This window comes from Streptosporangium sp. CA-135522 (assembly GCF_050949235.1).
Classification (GTDB): domain Bacteria; phylum Actinomycetota; class Actinomycetes; order Streptosporangiales; family Streptosporangiaceae; genus Streptosporangium.
The window spans coordinates 9,525,284-9,542,603 of record NZ_CP192026.1 but is presented as its reverse complement, the minus strand read 5'-3'; the positions used below and the strand labels follow the sequence as shown (position 1 = coordinate 9,542,603).

Below are 17,320 nucleotides of genomic sequence, written 5' to 3'. Positions count from 1 at the left end.
CGTACCCGTATCGCGGTGAGGGCACAGAACCCGCACTTTTGTGCGGGTCGTTGGGTCAGGCGATGCCCGCTCGGGTGGCCAGGCCCCGGAGTTGTGGCGTGCTGGCACGGTGCTCACGCTTGAGGAGCTGGGTCAGCAGTTCGCGGGTACGCCCGCCGTAGCGCACGAGTTCGGGAGAGAGCTGTTCGGCCGCAAGGAGCATGTTCACCGACGCGGCGTCCTTGCGCTGGACGGCGTAAGCCCGCGCAAGATCCAGATGGACCTGTGCGCGGCGCCCGACCAGTCCGGGAGCCAGGGTGTCGGCATCGAGCGTTTCGGCCTTGGTAATGGCTTGGCGCGCGTCTCCGGATTCCACTGCCGCCGACACCTCGTGAATGGTGACGTTGGTCAGCCCGAAGGCGGTCCAGAAGTCGTTGCGATCCTCGCCGAGGCGTTCGGCGGCCTGCCGGGCTTGCGCAAGGAAAGTGCGCACGGCTGCCTGGTCGCACTGGGCGGCAGCGGACGTGACCGCCACCAGGTAGAGCGCGCCGAGCATTGACAAGGACCGGGGGTCACTACGACGGGCGGATCGGTGTAGGGCATCCGCCGCGCGGAGGACGAGTTGGAGTGCCTTGTCCGGCTCACGCAGGCGGACGAAGACGTAGCCGAGCCGGTAAGCGCTCACGGCGGCGAGCAACGGCCGTTCAGCTTCCTCGGCGGCGGCCAGCGAGCGGTCGGCGGCCAGCCAGGCGAGGTCGGGTTCCCCAACGCGGCGCAGTGTGGTCGTGGCGCAGTGGTAGGTCAGTGAGCGGAGCGTCTGATAGGTCCGGCGCCGGTGCACCGGTGCGTGACGGCTGCCGAGTTCGGTCGCCACGATGAGTCCCGGCAGGCGCCTGCCCACCTCGTCGTACTGGGTGGCCTGGTAGAGCCGGTTCACCCGGCGGACCTCGTGGCGCAGCCAGACGAAGCTCTCCGGGGAGCCCTCGGCCCGGCGGGGATCGATCAGGGAGGACAGGCCGTCGTAGCCCATCATGGCGTGACGGATGGCGGATGCTGCCTGATAGTGCGTCATGGCGTCTGTCTTCGCGGTGGTGAGGTCGTCGGCGGCCAGACCCAGGATCTCACCCAGTGCGCTGATCACGCTGTGGCTGTCCACCGAGCGTTGCCCGCGCTCTACCTGGCTCAACCAGCTCTCCGACCGGCCGATCAACCCGGCGAGGACGGCCTGTGACAGGCCACGACGGTGGCGTGCCCGAGCGATCCGCTGACCGATGTCCTTACGGGCATCCACACCATCACCCCTGTGAGTGTCGCCCCCCGACAACGCTGCGCAGTTCTTGCATGATCTGTTCCCAGGATGGCATGCGCGCATGTGACGGCGCGGCAGGATCGAACAGTACCCGCACGCCCATCTCCCGCAGCGCCTCCAGGCTCCGGCCGAAGGCCAGATGCTTGGCCAGCGCGTCCTTCAGCAGGGGCACCGCGACGATGGGGACGCCGAACCCCATCACCTCGCACAGCAGGCCGACCGCGAAGGTGTCCGCCATCCCACCGGCCCATTTGTTGATGGTGTTGAACGTCGCCGGAGCCACCACCACCGCATCGGCCGGAGGCAGCCCCTTCGGCTCGCCTGGCATGCGGTACGTGCTGCGGACCCGATCCCCGGTCATCCGCTCCAACTCCTCAGCATCGACGAAGCGGGCGCCCATGGGCGTGGTGACCACGTGCACCTGCCAGCCGTCCTTCTGGGCGAGCATCACCAGGCGGGCGAGGTCGGCCGCCGCCGGAGCGGCACACGCGACCACGTACAGCACTCCGGGCGTCTCCATACCGCGTGATCCTAATCAGGACCCGGTAGCCGATGCGGCAGGGTAGAGCGCCGACGGGAACAGCCGCAGTGCCACCGGCCGAACTCGCTTTGCTCGCCCTTCGGGTGCCTGTCGGCATTCCGCCGGCCGCACCGCTCAGCACGGGGACGCGTCTTTCACCGGTCAGCCGAGGTCGGGCTGTTCCCGTTGCCTGGCAACCCGGCGAGCTGTGGTGATGCGCTGGCGGGCGAGTTCGGCCCAGAACGGTTCGCCGTATCGGTGACCGCTTCCTCCGTAGCGCCACTCCGAGACCGTGAGCGTCTTGCCGTCGTCGGGATCAGGAAGGCCGAGGATCATCCGTGCTTGCTCGGCCCGGTAGTCGGCACGTGCCCGGCGCATCGCGCCCAGAGTGATGGAGTAGCGGCGGGACTTGGTCGAGAAATGTCCCCGGTAGCCCAGCATGTGCGCCCACTGCCGTAAGGGGATGTCCCGGTAGGGCGGAAGTTCACCCAGGCTGAAACAGGTCAGGATCATGCGGCGGGCGTGCTTGGTGATGTCCAAGCCGGTGATGTCCCAGATGTTGTGGATCGGCCGGTCGACTGTCCCGGCTGACTCGGCGCCCTTGGTGGCGTACTTGGCTACGTAGGATGCCACGCGCTGATCGCTCACCCCTTCCAGGTCGGCCGAGACATAGACGGGGCGAATGTCGAGTTGTTCACCCCAGCGCAGCAGGACCGGGGAAGAGGCGTCCGGTGGCCCGGTCGGGACGGTGATCGTGACCTGGCCGGATGCATGCCGGATCGCGCGGTCGAGCAGGGAAACGGTGGCCCAGTCCGGTGGTGGGTCGGCCGGTCCTTCCGGGCCGTCGAGCCGGATCACCGCATGGAAGTGGACCAGACCACGCGCTTGGTACTCGGCGACCTTGGCGTACGACAGCCGCAGCGTACGGCGTAGCTCAGTACGGCTGACGCCGAGCAGGCGGGCGAAGACCGACGGAATGGCCTTGGTGAACTCCCGCCAGAGCCGGCCCGCGTGGGCGTTCCACAGCACCGCCCCCTGGTAGTCGTAGCAGTTCAGACAGAGAGGTTGCCCAACCTGGGGGTCATCGCGGTCATGGCGCGCGCCGCAGCCTTCCGGCCGCCCGTGCTCGCAGATCGGGAGGTCGCGCCGGGGACGGCAGGGCAGGGTCTTGCCGTCCTTTCCCTCCCGGTGGGCGTGGACCGCGCCGAAGGACGGAGCGGTGAAGGTGGCGAACACGCGAGGATGGCCGCTCACATCCTCCGGGACGCCTTTGCCGCCCCGGAGGCCAGAGATGATCAGGTGATAGGTGTCGTCCTTGTACGTCGCCGAGCAGGCCAGGCAGCGGGACGCGCGGCGGTTGCCGCACGCGGTCAGTAGGAAACCCGTGGGTTCGTCGGCGGTCCGGTAGACGTCCAGGACCTCACCTGTCCCGGCGTCCACGGTGATGCGTTCGCCGTGGAGCCGGACGGGCTGAGCACAGCCGCCAGTGGCGTACACCATGCGTTGCCACCGGGTGAAGTCCGGCATGGCTGCACGCTGTACGGCGGCCAGGATGTCAGAGGAGAACGGAGGGACGGTGCTCACGCGGCAGCATCCCTTCCGGCCTCCGAGGAGACAGGGGCGGGGGCGTCGGCGATCTCGTGAGAGAACTCGATGCCGTAGATGGCAGCCACACGCCGCCATGCCTCGGGGGAACGCTCAGGGGCCTGAGCGATCATGCGCGTGCTCCACTCCTCGGCAAGCGCGGCGTACGGTACCAGTTCAGGAGGTACCAACCGACTCCTTTCCTCGCAGGAAAGCCGCCGCTTGGTTCGGAAAGCGATAAGCGTCATTGCCAGGCATGCTGATATTGCATGACTGTTCGTGTGATGACGTTTATCAGCGAGAGTTTCGGAGTGTTTTTATGCGACTGTTAAACCAGTGAGCGCTGCCGGTGATGCTGACCTACCGATGGCCGGGTCTCCCCATCGGAACGGCCGGTTTTCGCCATGTGGCCCGGTGGCGTCCTGCGCTCTTTCTCTGTCGCTGCTGGTTTCTCGCTGCTTCCCGAACGGCGGAGCTCTTTCGTACCTTCAGTTCTACCACTAAGAGAACGAATGAACACAGGTAAAAGTTCCCGTCACCGCCATTCTCGGTGAGCCTTGGACGTCCTCATAAGTGTCTCCAGAGGTCCACTGTCGTCCAGTGGCGTCCAACTGCATACGGCTGCATATGAATCTCATGTATTAACGAGTAAGGAAGCTGTCACCATGAGGCTAGGTGGCCAGCTCCCTAATCGTCGAGGACGTCCTGAGACGTCTCGCTGTTACTCCTCCCGCCAGACCGGTTCCAGTAGGTTCGGGTCGAAGGCCCGCCTACCAGGCCCCGCCGAATGGATGATCACGGTGATGAGGTCGGCCCGGATGTGCGCCCGCTTCTGCGACAGGGGTAGGCCGCCTTCCTCCTCGGGCAGGTACCAGCGCCGCCGGATGTCATCGACGTCGATGGCCGCCGCAACCTCCTGCCGCTTCACCGCCGCGTCATGCTTGGCCTTTTCGCTGCGAAGGCCGTTGATCTTCTTTTCCAGGATCGGTAGATCGTGGAAGTAGCTCTGATTGGATATGTTCCGTGCGTGCCACTGCTCCCGGAGCATAGCGAGCTGTTCCATGGCGTCTTTCAGCTCATCTCTTCCTGCCCACTCCATGGATTCCTGAGGAGCGTTGAATGCCGCTTTCTTCGCCATCCGATTGAGAACAAGTTCTGAGATGAAGAAGTCCACCAGGTCGCCGCGCCGACTGATTCCGCCACAGCCACCCGAGCCTTTCGCCTGACACGCGTAGCGGTGCGTGGCGCTGTTCTTCGGCGTGGTCACCCGTAGCGACTTGCCGCAGATTCCGCCGTCCTCGGTAGGGCGTCCACAGCGAAGGAATCCGGTAAGCAGGTAATGGACTTCGCGTGCGTCACCGGGGAGCGGCAACGGCCCGAGGGGCACACCGTCCACCCCGACGCGTCGCCCCCTACGGCTGTTGATGATCGCTTGTACGGCGTGCCACTCCTGTTGAGTGAGAATCGGCGTCCACTCCCCGACGATCGGTTCGCCATCCGCATCCCGCATGATCTCTCCATGGAAGAGCCGCCATCCGCACAGCCGAGGAGAGGTGAACATGACCCGGAGCGTCTGGACGCTCCACTCATTGCCCCGAGGCGTGCGCACACCTGACTTCCGCCACTGGCCGACGATGGAGTTGAGCGAGCGGCCTCCAATGAACTCGCGTGCCGCCTCCTGAATGATCCGGCTCTCGACCGGGGCCAGCGTCCGCCGATCGGCCTGCCAGCCGAATGGCCGATGACCGCCCACCGGCCTGCCCTCGCTGGCACGGTTTCGGTGTGAGTCACGCATCCGGCGCGCGATCTTCCTTGCCTCGATCCTGGCCCCGACCACGCTGTAGAGGCCCATGCTCTCCACGTCTTCGCTGTAGAGGTTCTTGACCTGCCGGTAGTCGGCGAACACGAACCCCTCGTGCAGCGTGAACGCCTCCACGAAACGTTCATAGTCGCCCGGACGCCGCGCAAGGCGGTCGTCGGCCACGACCACCACTCCGCGAACAGGGGTGCCGTCGGCAAGCTGTCCCGCCCGCAGCGCCGAGACCATCGCCTCGAAGTCGTCGCGCACCACGTTGACCTTGGACGCCGACTTGTCGTTGTCGGTGAACTCATGCACGACCGTCCACCCTTGGCGCTTGGCGGTCTCGTGGTTCATCCGGTGCTGATCCCTCACACCGTGTTCGTCCTTCTTAAGATCTGCCGAGATCCGGGCGTAGGAGACCACCGGAATGGGTGAGTCTGGGGCCAGTGTTGCCAGACGTAACATGAACACCTCCGTTGAGATACTCCCTCTAAGTTGGTTCTACTTCCAGACTGTCCGCGGCTACAGTGCGCTCGTGACCGGGGTGGCCTTCCTGGTGCCGTCGCTGATGATCGCCGCCGGCACCCAGATCGGCGAGCGGATGGCCACCCGCGCCGGGATGCGCCTGACCCTGCTCACCGGCATCGTCGCCGGCACCGCCGGCACCGTCCTGCTCGCCGTGGGCATGAGCGCCGGGGGCTCCTACTGGCACGTGCTGCCCGGCATCGTCGTCGGAGGACTCGGGCAGGGCCTGACCTGGACCGGCATGTGGATCGCCGCCGCCTCCGGGGTCGCCGCCGGGGAGCAGGGGGTCGCCTCCGGCACGGCGTCCACCGCCCTGCAGGTCGGAACCGCTCTCGGCCTGGCCGTGCTCGTCGCGCTCGCCGCCCGGGACACCACCGGCCTGGCCGGTGCCGCCCTGCGCGGTGAGATCACGGCCGGCCTGCGGGTCGCGATCTACGTCGCCGCCGCCGGTATCCTGCTGAGCGCCCTGGTGGCCCTGACCTTCCGGCGCAGCAGCATCGCAGACCCCCAACCCGCGCACGCGGACGCGGACGCCTGAGGAGATTCCCATGAGCTTCGACGTCGCGGTGGTCGGCGGCGGTCCGGTCGGCATGCTGCTCGCGGCCGAACTCGCCCTTCAGGGCGTCCGGCCGGTGGTCCTGGAACGGCTTCCCACCCCGACGGGGGAGTCCAAGGCGGGCACGCTGCACGCCAGGACCGCCCAAAGCCTGAACCGCCGGGGCCTGCTCGACGCGGTGGGCCGCTCCTCCTACGGCGGTGTGCGCTTCCACTTCTCCGGCATGTTCGAGCTGGACCTCGGCGCGGTGGCCGGGGAGGGGCCGAGCATCGTCGGCAGCCCGCAGGCGTGGGCGGAGCAGGTGTTCGCCGACCGCGCCGTCAGCCTGGGCGCGGAGATCCGGCGGGGGCACGAGGTCGTCGGCCTCGTCCAGGACGCCGACCGGGTCACGCTGACCGTGACCGGGCCGGCCGGGCCGTACGAGCTGGCCGCCCGCTACGTGGTCGGCGCCGACGGCGCCCGCAGCGCCGTGCGCGGGCTGGCGGGCATCCCGTTCACCGGAACCCCGGCGGGCGTCGCCGCTCTGATGGGCGACGTCCGGTTGCTGGATCCGCTGCCCGGCGGCTGGCACCGCACCCCGCGCGGGTGGCTGATGGTCTGGGGCGGCGGCACGTACGGCCACAGCCGGATCGGCACCTACGACTTCCGCGGCCCGCACGCCGACCGGCAGGCCCCGGTGACCCTGGAGGAGCTGCGGAGCGTGGTCGAGCACATCGCCGGTCACCCGGTCAGGATGGTCGAACCGCGCGGCCTGACCAGGTACGGCGACGCGGCACTGCAGGCGGAGAGCTATCGCCGGGGCCGCGTGCTCGTCGCCGGGGACGCCGCCCACGTGCACTTCCCCTGGGGTGGACAGGGACTCAACACCGGAATGGAGGACGCCGTGAACCTGGGCTGGAAGCTCGCCGCCCAGGTGCGGGGGCATGCTCCGGACGGGTTGCTCGACACCTACCACGACGAGCGGCACCCGGTGGCGGCACGGGTCCTGTGGAACGTCCGCGCGCAGACCGCCCTGGCCGACCCCGATCCCCGCGTCGACCCCCTGCGGGAGCTTTTCACCGAACTCATGCGGCTGGAGCAGGTCAACGACCATCTCAGCGGCATGATCAGCGGCACCGCCACGGCCTACGACGTCGGCCATCCCGGCGCCGGCCGGCTCGCCCCGGACATGGAGCTCAAGACCGCCGACGGCGACGTCAGCCTGGTGGAGCTGCTCCGTCCGGGCAGGCCCCTGTTCCTGGGGTCCCCCGACGAGGGGGACGAGCTGGTGGACGTCGTGGCACGATGGGCCGGCCGGGTCGACACCGTACGGGCGCGATGCGAACCGCAGCTCATCCGCCCGGACGGCTACGTCGCCTGGTGCGCCCCCGGCGATGCCGCCTCCCTGCGCGCCGCGCTCCGCCGCTGGTTCGGCGAACCCGGCGAACCCGGCTGACCCCGCAACCCCGACCCCGCAACCCCGACCCCGCAACCCCGACCCCGCAACCCCGACCCCGCAACCCCGGCCCAGCCCCGCAGCCCCGGCCCTGTCGATCCGGCCCCGCAGACCCGGCCGGCCATGTTGACCTGGCCGATCCTGCCGGCCTGGCTGATCCGCCTGCCACCGGCAGGCGGATCAGGGGTGGCAGGGCCGGCGGGTCAGACGCCCAGGGCCTGCGCGGCGAGCGCGGTTCCCCGTACCCGGGCGTCGATCTTGGCGAAGGCGATCTCGCGGGAGGTGGAGGTGTCGTCGGCGAATGGGGAGAACCCGCAGTCGTCGCAGGTGCCCAGTTGCTCGACCGGGATGTGCCGGGCGGCCAGCAGCACCCGGTCACGCACCTGTTCGGGGGTCTCCACCTTGGGATCGATCGGATCGGTCACCCCGACGAAGACCCTGGTCCCGGGTCGCAGATGGGCGCCGATGATCTCCAGCACCCGGGCAGGGTCGGGCTCGCCGGCCAGCTGGACGTAGAAGTTGCCGGCCTGCAGCCGAAAGAGCTCGGGCAGCAGGTCGGCGTAGTCGACGTCGGCGCTGTGGGTGGAGTCCTGATCGCCGCCAGGGCAGGTGTGCACGCCGATCCGGGCCCGCTCGGCCGCGCTGAAGCGCTCCAGCACCTGGTTGTTGAGGGCGATGAAGTCATCCAGCAGCCCGCCGCTGGGATCGAGCTTGAGCGACAGCCGTCCCTCGGTGAAGTCCAGTTGCACGGCGTGCGCACCCGCGTCGAGGCAGCCGCGGATGTCGGCCTCGGCCTCGGCGGCCAGGTCGTCCAGGAAGACCTTGCGAGGGTAGTCGGCGATGCCGCCGGCCGGATAGAGCAGGCTCAGCGCCGACGGGGCGATGACCGCCTGCTTGACCGGCAGCCGGGTGTGGCGCCTGGCTTCTTTCAGGTATTCCGCGGCGTGGACGCGGTAGCGGAACGGCCCGGAGGTCAGGCAGGGCAGCTGACGGGTGTGCCCGTCGGCGAACGGGATGACCGCCCCGTCCGGGCTGAGCCCCTCCAGCCCGGTGATCGGGTAGGTGACGAAGCTGGGCTTGGACTGCTCGCCGTCGACGAGGACCGGACAGCCGAGCCGCTCCAGCCGCGCGACGGTGTCGGCGACGGCCTCGGCCTGTCGCGAGGCCAGCTCGGCGTCGCCGATCCGGCCTGCCGCGTGGTCGACCAGCGCGGCCAGCAGGGCGGGAGAACGAGGGATGCTGCCGATCGGTTCGGTAGGGATCTCCATGCCGTGAGACTAGATAACGATCTGTTGTTTATCAATCACTTAGGGATATGAGTGCTCTCGGATATGGCTTTGGCGGAGTAGCCGGGGAAACTTCACTACGTCACCCCGCACCGCGCCGCGCCGCGCCGACCGCACCGCGCCGACCGCCCCGCATCGCACTGCGCCGCGCCGCGCCGACCGCACCGCGCCGACCGCACTGCATCGCATCGCGCCGACCGCGCCGCGCCGAGGGCGGCCGCCGCCCACGGCCGCTCCCGTTCCGCCTGCACGCCCGTACGGTCCGCACGCCCGTACGGCCTACATGGTCAGGACCACCTTGCCGCGGACGTGCCCGGTCTCGACCTCGCGGTGCGCCTCGGCGACCTCGTTCAACGGATACGTCCGGTGGATCGCGACGCGCAGCTTCCCGGCGGTGTGCAGGTCGACCAGCTCGGTCAACCGCTCGGTCGAGCGCTCGGTGCTCAGCCTGCGCACGCCGAGCTCCTCGGCGAGCGGGTTGAACGCGACCGTGCCGACGCGGGCGGGGTCCTTCACCAGCGCGACGGAGGATCGGAGGGAGTCCTCGGTCGCGATGCCGTCGAGGGCGGCGTCGACTCCGCCCGGTGCCAGGGCGCGCACCCGGTCGGCCAGGCCGTCGCCGTAGACGACCGGGATCGCGCCGAGAGAGCGCAGGAACTCGTGGTTGCGCCCGCTCGCAGTGCCGATGGCCGTCGCTCCCCAGGCGACGGCGAGCTGTACGGCGATGCTGCCGACGCCACCGGCGGCCGCGTGGATCAGCACGGTGTCGCCTTCGCTCACACCCAGCTCGCGCAGGGAGGTGTGCGCGGTCTGCCCCGAGGCCGACAGCGCGCCTGCCTCCGCCCAGGGCATCCCCGCGGGCTTGGCCACGAGCTGGTCGACGCCGACGATCGCGTGCTCGGCGAAGGCGGCCAGCGTCACCCAGCCGAGCACCTCGTCGCCCACGGCGAACTCGGTGACCCCGGGACCCGTCGCCTCGACGATCCCCGCGACCTCGTTGCCGAGCGTCTGCGGGAAGTGCGCGGGCACCCACTGCGCAGTCTGGCCGCTGCGGAAGAGGTTGTCGAAGGGCTGGACCGCCGCGGCCTTGACGCGGACGAGAACCTGGCCGGGACCGGGCTCGCCGGGCTCGACATCGATGATCTTCAGCACGTCCGGCGTGCCGTATTCGGAGAAGACGACGGTCTTGCTCATGTCGTGGTCCTTTCGTGTTCGCGGGCCTGCAGGCCCGACATGGTGCGCAACGGCAGCTCCTTGACCAGGAGTGCCATCAGGAAGCCCGCCGCCGCGACGATCGCGATCAGCAGGAAGACCGGCCGCATGGCCGCGGCGAATCCGACTTTGAAGGGCGCGGCCAGGCGTGGGTCGAGCAGGTGGAGGAAAGACGAGTCGTCGATCACGCCGGTGGGCAGCCGCCCGCCCGCCGCGCGTAGTGCGGCCCGGAAGCCCGGGTCCGGCAGTGCCGCCGCCATGGCACTCGCGATGCGGTCGCCCACCGTGCCGAAGAGCACGGACACGAAGACCGCCACGCCCAGCGTGCCGCCCATCTGCCGCAGGAAGGTGGCCGAGGAGGTGGCGACCCCCATGTCGCGGGGCGGTGCGGCGGTCTGCACGGCGAGGGTCAGCGGCTGCATGGAGCCGCCCAGCCCGAGGCCCAGCAGGACCAGGAGCGCCGACAGGACCGGCAGCGGCGTGCCGACGTCGAGCAGCAGATGGAGAGAGAGCGATGCCAACGAGATCAGCGCCGTGCCCACGACGAAGAAGATCCGGTAGTGCCCGGTGCGCGCGATCACCCTGCCCGAGCCGATCGAGGCGATCACCAGCCCGGCCATGAGCGGCAGGAGCATGAGCCCGGACTGCGTGGGGCTCGCGCCGCGCACGATCTGGAAGTAGAGCGGGATCGTCATCATGCCGCCGAACATCGCCACGCCGAGCAGCAGGGTCACGATGGCCGCCAGGCTGAACGCGGCGCCGCGGAACAGCCGTAGCGGGATGAGCGCGTCGTCGCCCATCCGCCGTTCGACCAGCAGCCAGGCGCCCAGCCCCGCGGCCCCGAGCAGGTAGCAGGCGACGGCCGCACCGGAGCCGAAGCCCCATCCGCGGCCCTGCTCGGCGACGACCAGGAGCGGGACCACACCCGTCACGAGGGTGACGGCGCCCAGCCAGTCGACGCGATGGTCGCGTCTGGCGTGCGGGACGTTGAGCACGCGTGCCACGACGTACAGCGCCGCCAGACCGATGGGCACGTTGATGACGAAGATCCACCGCCAGCCGGCGCCTCCCGCCAGGAAGCCGCCGATGAGCGGCCCCGCGACGCTGGAGGTGGCGAAGACCGCCAGGAAGTAGCCCTGGTACCTGGCCCGCTCGCGTGGCGGCACGATGTCGGCCAGGATCGCGAAGGCCAGCGACATCAGGCCGCCCGCGCCCAGCCCCTGAACGGCGCGCAAGGCCGCCAGGCCGTACATGGACGTCGAGAGTGTGCAGAACATCGAGCCGGCGATGAAGATCGAGATCGCCGCGAGGAAGAGCGGCTTGCGTCCGTAGAGGTCGGACAGCTTGCCGTACAGCGGCATGGAGACGGTCGAGGTGATCAGGTAGGCGGTCGACACCCATGCCTGCAGGCTGAGGCCATCGAGATCGTCGGCGATGGTGCGCATGGCGGTGGCGACGATCGTCTGATCGAGGGCGGCCAGGAACATGCCCAGCATCAGCCCACTGATGATCGTCAGGATCTGCCGATGAGATGGTTGCACGAGTCGATATTCAACTAAACGATTGAATTTTGTCAACTGAGCGATTGAATCGCTATCATGGGCGCATGGCCAGACGTCGTGCGGTGGTGGAGGACGAGCGAGGCGCGTCCGCGGAGCGGACCAGAGAGCGCATCCTGCAGGCGGCCGTCGAGGAGTTCGGCGCCAAGGGCTACTCCGGTGCCCGTACGGCGGGCATCGCCACCAGGGCCGGAGTCAACCAGCAGCTCATCTCCTACCATTTCGGCGGCAAACAGGGCCTGCTCGACGAGCTGCGCAGACGGTGGGCGGAGCGGGAGGCCGCGCTCGTCCCGCCGGACGCCTCCTTCGCCGAGTCGTTCTCCACCTACCTCGATGCCACCCTCGACCAGCCCGACTGGTCGCGGCTGGTGATCTGGCAGGCGCTCGGCGACGGAGAGGGGATGACCGCGACGCAGCGGGCCGGGCTGCGGCAGGCGGTCGAGGGAATGCGACGGCGCCAGGAGGGCGGGGAGCTCACCGGCGACCTCGACCCCGGGTTCGTCCTGTTGCTGGCCTACGTGCTGACCTTCGCCCCGATCTCGCTGCCCGAGCACGTGCGCGAGATCCTCGGCGTCGACCCCCTCTCCGAGGAGTATCGGGCCCAGGTCCGCGACCAGCTGATGAAGGTGCTGCGCGCCGAGTAGGGTCCGGTGCGCCGTCACCTCCGCCCTTTCGGCACGCGTTCCGAGGGGGACCGGCCGCCGGGCTCCCCGTTCCCCCGCCTCCGGCGGCCCGCGCCGCCCGCCGTCACGCCTGGCGCGTCGGCAGCACGATGACCTGCCGCAGGTTGACGTGCCGGGGACGGCTCGACACGTACGCGACGACATCGGCCACGTCGTCGGCCGCGAGCGGGCCGATCGCGTCGACCATCTCGCCCAGCTGGCCGTCCAGCCCGAGGGTCGCGTTGTCGATGTGCGAGCCGAGCTCGGTGTCGGTCAGGCCGGGCTCGACGTTCGTCACGCGGACGTCGCGCGGGCCGTACTCGGCGCGCAGCGAAGCCGACAGATGGGTGAGCGCCGCCTTGGTCGCGCCGTACACCGCGTAGTTCGGGAACGTGACGTGCGCGCCGATCGAGGAGACGTTGACCAGGTCGGCGGTCAGGCCCTCGGCGGCCGCCGCGACGAGATCGGCGGAGAAGGCGCGGATCACGCGCAGGACCCCGGTGACATTCGTGTCGATCATGCGACTCCACTCGTCGACGCGGCCGTCGTCGACGGGGTTGGGCAGCATGACGCCGGCCGCGTTCACCACCAGGTCGACCCGGCCGAGCTCGGCGTGTACCCGATCGGCGCCCGCGTCCACCGAATCCTGGTCGGTGACGTCCACGGTGACGGCGACGGCCCGGCCGCCGTCCGCCTCGATCCCGGCTGCGAGCTCCCTCAGCCGGTCCTCGCGGCGGGCGAGCAGCGCGACGCGCGCCCCTCGGGCGGCGAGAAGCCGGGCGGTGGCGGCGCCGATGCCGCTGGCGGCACCGGTGACGACGGCGGTACGGCCGGACAGGGAGGTGGTGCTCATGACGTGTGCTCCTGTGCTTGTTGTCCTTGTCATGCCTGTGAGCGGGTGTTTCCCGAGGGCGTTCCGGCTCACGTCTGCAACTGTGCCCGCACGCGCGGAGGCGGCCCAGGGCAACGGTTTTCCTGGGTCTGCGAGTACCACCGTCCCGGCGCTCGCTCGTGACGGCGGTACTTGTGACGGTGTCTCTCGTGAGGGTGTCTCCCGTAAGGACATCTCTCGTGGCGGTGTCGCTTGTGACGGTGTCTCCCGTAAGGACATCTCTCGTGACGGTGTCTCTCGTGACGGCGTCTAGAGTCCGGTTCATGAGCGATGTTTCCCTCGGCCGGCTCGGTGACTTCCTGCGCTCCCGCCGCGCTCGGATCCAGCCTGAAGACGTCGGCCTGCCGGTCTTCGGCCGCCGCCGTCGCGTGCCCGGGCTGCGCCGTGAAGAGGTCGCGCAACTGGCGGGCGTGAGCGTCGACTACTACATCCGCCTCGAACAGGGGCGCGGGCACAACGCCTCGGACACCGTCCTGGACGCGGTCGCCCGGGTGCTGCGGCTCGACCGGACGGAGCGCGAACACCTGCTGGACCTGGCCCGCCCGTCACGCGTGGCGGACACGCCCACCCAGACGCCCGCGCGCCCCGGTGTCCGGGTGCTGCTCGACATGATCGACACGCCCGCCTTCGTGCTGGGCCGCTGCATGGACGTGCTGGCCTGGAACGCTCCCGCGGACGCCGTCATCGGCTTCTCCGCGATGGCCCCGGGGGCGCGCAACATGGTGCGTCACGCGTTTCTGGACCCGGCGGCTCGCGCCCGCTACCCCGACTGGGCGGCGGTCGCCGCCGACACGGTCGCCTACCTGCGCCTGGAGGCCGCCCGTCATCCGGACGACGGCCGGATGGCGGCGCTGGTGGAGGAGCTGTCGGCGGGTGACGCGACGTTCCGGCGGCTGTGGGAGGAGCATCAGGTCACGGAGAAGACGTACGGCACGAAGCTGCTGTGCCACCCGGAGGTCGGGGAGTTCGAGGTCGGCTACGAGACGCTCACGCTGCCGGGCGACGCCGACCAGCTGATCGTGGTGTACACGGCGGTGCCGGGATCGGTCGCGGCGCGCAAACTCGCCGCTCTCACGGGGGATGCGGGCGGGCCGGCGCCCCTCAGTGATGCGGTGGCCTCTGGGACGGCGTCCGCCTCGGTCTGATCACCCGGGCCTGACCGCCCGGCCCCCGAGGGCCTCAGGGCAGCTTCGTCCACGGTCCCGGGGCGTGGTCGTCCTTCGGAATCCACAACGACGGCTGGAGCTCGCGCAGCCCCGGCGCCGAACGGGGATCCCACGGGTAGTGGCCTCCGGCGTCAGGCCAGACGACCTCCATGAAAGGCAGCGGGGGCTCCTGGTAGAAGTGCAGGGCCATGCCGAACAGCGAGCGGTACCAGCTCGTGTCCACCGTCTTGGTGACGACGGAGTAATTCCTGATGACGTCGTCCCGCTCCTGGTCGGCGACGAGATGGCGACCGGCGGCGACCCCGTCGGCCAGGGTGTTCAGGCAGTTCTTCATCACCTCGACCCGGAGCCCGAACATCGCCGCCTCCGGTGAGCGGAAGGTGTGCCACAGCCCCACGGTGAACGCCCACCCCGGCCCGTCCTCGTCCTCCGGGATCATGATGACGGCCCACCCGCGCTCCCGGACATGCCGCATCGTGCTGCGGTCGGCCTCATCGAGCTCCACGTCGCGTTCGATGCACAGGAGACAGTGGCATTCAAGCTGGTCGAACATGGTATCGAGGGTAATGGTCGGCGCGTGAGGAAATTGCCAGGCCAGGGATGATGCCCGCCGTACGGGGACGTCTGGGCCGTTTCCGGGCACCCCCGGGTTCGCGAACCGGGCGCACCACGCCCCCGTCTGCCCGGCCGGTCGGGCAGACGGGGGCGTGGTGACGGCAGGGCTTACGGGTTGTCGACGCCGATCCAGTTGACGTACCACTGGAATGTCTCCGCGGTGGCGGGGGTGATGGGGCTGCTGTCGCTCCAGCGGACGTACACGCGGAATCCGGTCGCGGTGGGAGTGTAAACGGCACTGGTGCCCGTCAGCGCCCACTGGTCGCCGCTACCACCGACAGAGCTTGTGTAGACAGGACTGCCGGTGAACGCCGCGGAGGTGGTGTCGACGTCGATGTAGAGGCCGGTGTTGCCTCCGTAGGAAATCCAGCCCTGTCCAGGCCTCGTCTTCCCGGCGGCGATCCGTTGGGTCGTCTTCGACGACGACGCCTCGGCCGACACCTGCTTGGCGACCGGGCGGTCCTCGGCGTGCGCGCTCACCCCTGTCATCAGTGTGGCGCCGAATGCCAAGGCGGCGGACAGGGCAACGGTCGTGGACCTCACGATGGACATATGTTCTCCTTCGGTCAGATCCTCGGCGGTCATGACCTCGGAGGGGCGCTGTTCGCAGGTGCGATCAACGCCTGTCATGGTGGCTGAGGAAGCAAATGATCATCACTGATGGTAATCAGGCCGAAGCGGATTGTCGTTGAACGCCACATGTTCGATGAGGGTTCGTTTTGGGCGAGTGGGAACGACTCGATCCGGCGGCCCCCGCCGGATCGGCCCCCGGTTCAGTCGGAGCGCACCTCAAGGCCCAGCACGGTGGCGATCGTGACGGCCTGCCGTATGTCGATCACCGCGTCCTTCAGCTTGACGACGAACGGGTCCAGTGCGGAAAGGTCGCTTCCTCGAAGGTCGGCGCGGGAGAGGTCGGCGCTGTGCAGCCAGGCACCCGACAGGTCGATCTCGCGGAGTGTGGCCCCCGCGCAGCGCGCGCCGGTGAGGTCGGCCTCGCGCATCCGTACGTCTCTGAAGGAGGCGCTGTGCAGGTCGGCTCCGGGGAGCCCGACGAACGACCAGTCGCCGCCGGCGACCTTGAGGAGGTCGAAGGTGCAGGCGTCGAACACGCTGCCGACGAACTTGCAGCCGGTGAAGGTGGCGTCGAAGAACGTGCAGCGCTTGAAGGTGCAGTTGGTGAACGCGGCGTCGGAGTGCACGGCCGCGTTGAACCGGACCCCCGTGAAGGTGCACTCGTGGAAGAGCGCGCCCCGGCTCGACGTCTCGGTCATGTCCACGTCGATGAAGGCGACCCGTTCGTGGCTCTGCCCCGACAGGTCCTCGCTGTCCCAGTCCTCGGACCGGATGGTCGTGTGGGTCTCGGGCGCGGGCACGCCGTACTTGCGCTCAGCCGTCATTCGTCGTGCCTTTCGTGCCGGATGGGGATCACCGCCTCGCGTCCCGTCCGGGACGTTCTGTTGGAGCCGGGGCAGGCCCTGCAAAGGTAGTGCCCCGGTCCGACATTCCCCGGGCGGGACGCGAGGCGGCCTGCGATCATTACCAAAAGTGTTGAAATGGCCACGAAGGGAACGGGAGGGGGGCGCAGGTCGTAGCGCCATGAGTTCCATGGGGGAAAAATGGCCATACGGAGATCTCGGCTCGCTGCCGTTCCGATAGCGGTGATGCTGGCGGTGACACTGGTCGGTGGCTGTGGAGGCGCCCGGCCCGCCATCCTGACGCCGGAGAGCGGGGTGGCCGTTCGTCCGGTGGTCGCGACCGTCCCGCCGGCGACGACGGCCACCGACCGGCAGGCCGGCGAGGAGTGCCCGGTCGCGGGCAACACCAAGCGGTTCGCCAAGACGCGCTTCGCGTTACACGCGGGCCTCGCGCTGGGGGCGTTCTACCGCTACATCTACAAACCGCTGCGCAGCGGCGGCTTCAAGGCCGGAGCGGAAAAGCGCAAGCGCACCTTCGTGAAGGCGGCGGTGGCCGCTCTCTTCGCCGCGCACGAGCTGAAAGTCGCCAAGCGCTTCGCCATGGCCAATCCGACGTTGTGCAAGGGCGTCCAGGCGGTCAGCGACAGCTTCGCCGACCTCACCGGCAAGCTGAAGAACGGCACGGCCACCGAAGCCGACCTTGAGGCCAGCAAGAACTCCTTCGAGGTCCTGAAGCGGAGCGCCGCCAGGAACGGCTACGACTTCAAGGAGAAGAACGTCGCCGTCCCCGGCGCCGGCTGATCC

16 protein-coding genes are annotated in these 17,320 nt (G+C 69.2%); 5 read left to right on the top strand and 11 right to left on the bottom strand.

Going from position 1 to position 17,320, the window contains the following annotated elements; all coding sequences use genetic code 11:
- Nucleotides 1-55: 55 nt before the first annotated feature.
- The 4 genes from ACQPYK_RS44875 to ACQPYK_RS44860 form a co-directional block, all read right to left on the bottom strand.
- A complete protein-coding gene (locus ACQPYK_RS44875; protein WP_433246241.1) occupies nt 56-1,270 on the bottom strand; it encodes a helix-turn-helix domain-containing protein in 1,215 nt (404 codons plus the stop codon).
- 4 nt (nt 1,271-1,274) lie between these two features.
- A complete protein-coding gene (locus ACQPYK_RS44870) occupies nt 1,275-1,808 on the bottom strand; it encodes a flavoprotein (RefSeq protein ID WP_433246238.1) in 534 nt (177 codons plus the stop codon).
- 162 nt (nt 1,809-1,970) lie between these two features.
- The gene (locus ACQPYK_RS44865; protein WP_433246235.1) at nt 1,971-3,392 is read right to left on the bottom strand and encodes a replication initiator; all 1,422 of its coding nucleotides are present in this window, start codon (nt 3,390-3,392) and stop codon (nt 1,971-1,973) included.
- Between the two features lie 721 nt (nt 3,393-4,113).
- Nucleotides 4,114-5,658: a recombinase family protein gene (locus ACQPYK_RS44860; RefSeq protein ID WP_433246232.1), complete on the bottom strand. Its 1,545-nt coding sequence runs from the start codon at nt 5,656-5,658 to the stop codon at nt 4,114-4,116.
- Between ACQPYK_RS44860 and ACQPYK_RS44855 the strand changes: the two genes are divergently transcribed.
- A complete protein-coding gene (locus ACQPYK_RS44855; protein WP_433246229.1) occupies nt 5,621-6,256 on the top strand; it encodes an MFS transporter in 636 nt (211 codons plus the stop codon). The genes ACQPYK_RS44860 and ACQPYK_RS44855 overlap by 38 nt on opposite strands.
- 10 nt (nt 6,257-6,266) lie before the next feature.
- On the top strand, nt 6,267-7,709 hold the full coding sequence (locus ACQPYK_RS44850) for an FAD-dependent monooxygenase (protein WP_433246226.1): 1,443 nt from the start codon (nt 6,267-6,269) through the stop codon (nt 7,707-7,709).
- A 203-nt stretch (nt 7,710-7,912) separates the two neighbouring features.
- On the opposite strand, the gene ACQPYK_RS44845 is transcribed toward ACQPYK_RS44850, so the two are convergent.
- From ACQPYK_RS44845 to ACQPYK_RS44835, 3 genes are all read right to left on the bottom strand, one after another.
- Nucleotides 7,913-8,977 (bottom strand): cobalamin-independent methionine synthase II family protein, encoded by a 1,065-nt coding sequence (locus ACQPYK_RS44845; protein WP_433246223.1) that lies wholly within the window; start codon nt 8,975-8,977, stop codon nt 7,913-7,915.
- 297 nt (nt 8,978-9,274) lie between these two features.
- Nucleotides 9,275-10,189 carry an NADP-dependent oxidoreductase gene (locus ACQPYK_RS44840; protein ID WP_433246220.1) on the bottom strand — a complete coding sequence of 305 codons (915 nt, stop codon included), beginning with the start codon at nt 10,187-10,189 and terminating at the stop codon, nt 9,275-9,277.
- Nucleotides 10,186-11,748 (bottom strand): MDR family MFS transporter, encoded by a 1,563-nt coding sequence (locus ACQPYK_RS44835; protein WP_433246217.1) that lies wholly within the window; start codon nt 11,746-11,748, stop codon nt 10,186-10,188. Before ACQPYK_RS44835 ends, ACQPYK_RS44840 begins: the two co-directional genes overlap by 4 nt.
- A gap of 65 nt (nt 11,749-11,813) precedes the next feature.
- Between ACQPYK_RS44835 and ACQPYK_RS44830 the strand changes: the two genes are divergently transcribed.
- Nucleotides 11,814-12,410, top strand: coding sequence for a TetR/AcrR family transcriptional regulator (locus ACQPYK_RS44830; protein WP_433246214.1), 597 nt, complete (start codon nt 11,814-11,816; stop codon nt 12,408-12,410).
- A 103-nt stretch (nt 12,411-12,513) separates the two neighbouring features.
- Here ACQPYK_RS44830 and ACQPYK_RS44825 read toward each other — a convergent pair whose 3' ends face one another.
- Nucleotides 12,514-13,281 (bottom strand): SDR family oxidoreductase, encoded by a 768-nt coding sequence (locus ACQPYK_RS44825; RefSeq protein WP_433246211.1) that lies wholly within the window; start codon nt 13,279-13,281, stop codon nt 12,514-12,516.
- Between the two features lie 302 nt (nt 13,282-13,583).
- Between ACQPYK_RS44825 and ACQPYK_RS44820 the strand changes: the two genes are divergently transcribed.
- Nucleotides 13,584-14,465 carry a helix-turn-helix transcriptional regulator gene (locus ACQPYK_RS44820; protein WP_433246208.1) on the top strand — a complete coding sequence of 294 codons (882 nt, stop codon included), beginning with the start codon at nt 13,584-13,586 and terminating at the stop codon, nt 14,463-14,465.
- Between the two features lie 34 nt (nt 14,466-14,499).
- Here ACQPYK_RS44820 and ACQPYK_RS44815 read toward each other — a convergent pair whose 3' ends face one another.
- From ACQPYK_RS44815 to ACQPYK_RS44805, 3 genes are all read right to left on the bottom strand, one after another.
- On the bottom strand, nt 14,500-15,039 hold the full coding sequence (locus tag ACQPYK_RS44815) for a DUF4262 domain-containing protein (protein ID WP_433246205.1): 540 nt from the start codon (nt 15,037-15,039) through the stop codon (nt 14,500-14,502).
- Nucleotides 15,040-15,209: 170 nt separating this feature from the next.
- Nucleotides 15,210-15,653 carry a hypothetical protein gene (locus ACQPYK_RS44810; protein ID WP_433246202.1) on the bottom strand — a complete coding sequence of 148 codons (444 nt, stop codon included), beginning with the start codon at nt 15,651-15,653 and terminating at the stop codon, nt 15,210-15,212.
- A 221-nt stretch (nt 15,654-15,874) separates the two neighbouring features.
- Nucleotides 15,875-16,498 (bottom strand): pentapeptide repeat-containing protein, encoded by a 624-nt coding sequence (locus ACQPYK_RS44805; protein ID WP_433246199.1) that lies wholly within the window; start codon nt 16,496-16,498, stop codon nt 15,875-15,877.
- A gap of 264 nt (nt 16,499-16,762) precedes the next feature.
- On the opposite strand from ACQPYK_RS44805, the gene ACQPYK_RS44800 reads away from it, so the two are divergent.
- Nucleotides 16,763-17,317 (top strand): hypothetical protein, encoded by a 555-nt coding sequence (locus ACQPYK_RS44800; protein ID WP_433246196.1) that lies wholly within the window; start codon nt 16,763-16,765, stop codon nt 17,315-17,317.
- The last annotated feature ends 3 nt before the right edge of the window (nt 17,318-17,320 follow it).